Genomic DNA, 2,399 nt, shown 5'->3' on the forward strand with positions numbered 1-2,399 from the left:
CCACCGCCGTCGGCGAACCCGGCTGGATCGGTGCGGCCGTTTTACGATCAGGTCGGGCTGGAGATCGATCCGTCAGAGCGCAGCCATTTCATCGATCCGGCGAAAACCGTGCTCGACAAGAGCGACGCCTTGCGCAAGTCCGGGCAGGGCGAGTGCCTCGACCCCAACATGGCGCTCGACAATGCGGATTTTGACAAGGCTGAGATCGACAAGAGCCTGAAGACGCTCGAGGCGATCAACGGCGACCAGGCCAAGGTCATCGTCGCCTTCGTCGTGTCGGGCAACCCGCACCGGCTGGAATGGAAATTCAAGAAGGTCGACGGCGACTGGAAGATCACGGACCTGTTGTCGGTGACCGGCGAATGGGCACTCAGCCAATATCAGTGCGAATGATGGCCGAGCTAGCCGCGCCCGCGATAGGGCGCCACCCCGGTGTCGGGCAGCCAACTGCCTTCCGGTGGCGCGCCTGTCTGCCAGAACACGTCGATCGGAATGCCGCCACGCGGATACCAATAGCCGCCTATGCGCAACCAGAGCGGCTTGGTTGCCGCCACAATGCGGCGGCCGATCATCACCGTGCAGTCCTCATGAAAGGCGCCGTGGTTGCGGAACGAAGTCATGAACAGCTTGAGCGACTTCGATTCCACCAGCAGCGTATCGGGTGCGTAGTCGATGACGATATGGGCGAAATCCGGCTGCCCGGTCACCGGGCACAGCGAGGTGAATTCCGGGCAGGTGAAGCGCACGATCGCCGGCGGCCCGTCGCCGCGTGTGTACGGCACGGTCTCCAGGACCGCTTGTTCGGGGCTCTGTGGCGTCTCGACGTGGGCGCCGAGCTGGGTGAGGGTTTTGGTATCGATCATCGCGGTTGTCCTTGGATTTGCCGCTCATTAGCACAATTTGAAAAAGCAGGAAGACGATGACGAGTAACGATCCGCTTCTCCAGCCCTACCAACTCAAACATCTGACGCTGAAGAATCGGGTCATGTCTACCAGCCACGAGCCGGCCTATTCCGAGGACGGCATGCCGAAAGAGCGCTATCGGCTCTACCATGCCGAGAAGGCCAAGGGCGGTATGGCGCTGACCATGACCGCCGGATCGGCGATCGTCTCGCGCGACAGTCCGGCCGCCTTTGGCAATTTGCATGTCTATGACGATAAGATCGTGCCGTGGCTGGCCGAGCTCACTGACGCCTGTCACGAGCACGACTGCAAGGTGATGATCCAGATCACCCATCTCGGCCGCCGCACCGGCTGGAACAAGGCCGACTGGCTGCCGGTGCTCTCGGCCTCGCCGGTGCGCGAGCCAGCGCATCGTGCTTTTCCCAAGACCATCGAGGACTGGGACATCGAGCGCATCGTTGCCGACTATGCTTCGGCCGCGCAGCGCTGCCAGGCCGCAGGCCTCGATGGGATCGAGTTCGAAGCCTACGGCCACCTGATCGACGGCTTCTGGTCGCCGGCCACCAACCATCGCGACGACGAGTTCGGCGGCTCGCTCGACAACCGCCTGCGCTTCACCAACATGGTTCTCGACGCCGTGCGGTCGGCGGTCGGTGACAAATTCGTCGTCGGCATTCGCATGGTTGCCGACGAAGATTTCGAAAAAGGCCTGTCGAAGGCGGAAGGCGTCGAGATCGCAAAGCGGCTGGCCGACTCCGGCAAGGTTGATTTCCTCAACATCATCCGCGGCTCGATCGAGAGTGACGCGGCGCTCACCAAGGTGATTCCGGTGGCCGGCATGCGCTCGTCTCCGCATCTCGATTTCGCCGGTGAGGTCAGGGCGGCGACAAAATTCCCGACCTTCCATGCGGCGCGCATTTCCGATGTCGCCACCGCACGGCATGCCATCGCCACAGGCAAGCTCGACATGGTCGGCATGACCCGCGCCCACATCGCCGATCCGCACATCATGAAAAAGGTGATGGAGGGTCGCGAGCACGAGATACGCCCGTGTGTGGGCGCCACCTATTGTCTCGACCGCATCTATGAAGGCGGCGAGGCGCTATGCGTCCACAACGCGGCGACCGGCCGCGAGGCCGATATTCCGCACATCATCGTCAAGACCGAAGGGCCGAAGCAGAAAATCGTCGTCGTCGGTGCCGGCGCCGGTGGCCTGGAAACGGCGCGGGTCGCGGCCGAGCGCGGCCACCAGGTGACGGTGCTTGAAGCGTCGAGCCAGGCCGGCGGCCAAATTCGGCTGGCGACGCAGAACCCGCGCCGCAAGGAATTGATCGGCATCATCGACTGGCGGCTGGCCGAACTCGACCGGCTCGGCGTCGAGATCCGCTACGACACCTGGGCGGAGAAGGACGACGTTCTGGCGCTGTCACCCGACGTGGTGGCGACCACCACCACGTCGGGTGACAGCGCCAGAACGTCGTCCTTCTCCGCCCAGG

At 63.4% G+C, this 2,399-nt stretch carries 2 protein-coding genes and 1 pseudogene; 2 read left to right on the forward strand and 1 reads right to left on the reverse strand.

Annotation, left to right across the window (positions count from 1 at the left end):
• Window positions 1–393 (forward strand): annotated as a pseudogene (locus EN993_RS34665) (hypothetical protein); the annotation flags it as partial.
• An 8-nt stretch (window positions 394–401) separates the two neighbouring features.
• On the opposite strand, the gene queF reads toward EN993_RS34665, so the two are convergent.
• Complete coding sequence (gene queF, locus EN993_RS34670; RefSeq protein WP_126068728.1) at window positions 402–863, reverse strand: preQ(1) synthase; 462 nt, start codon at window positions 861–863, stop codon at window positions 402–404.
• 56 nt (window positions 864–919) lie between these two features.
• On the opposite strand from queF, the gene EN993_RS34675 reads away from it, so the two are divergent.
• A partial coding sequence (locus tag EN993_RS34675) for an NADH:flavin oxidoreductase (protein WP_127266127.1) occupies window positions 920–2,399 on the forward strand: 1,480 nt, incomplete at its 3' end.

The sequence above is a fragment of the Mesorhizobium sp. M7D.F.Ca.US.004.01.2.1 genome (assembly GCF_003997785.1).
In the GTDB taxonomy this organism is placed as follows: domain Bacteria; phylum Pseudomonadota; class Alphaproteobacteria; order Rhizobiales; family Rhizobiaceae; genus Mesorhizobium; species Mesorhizobium loti.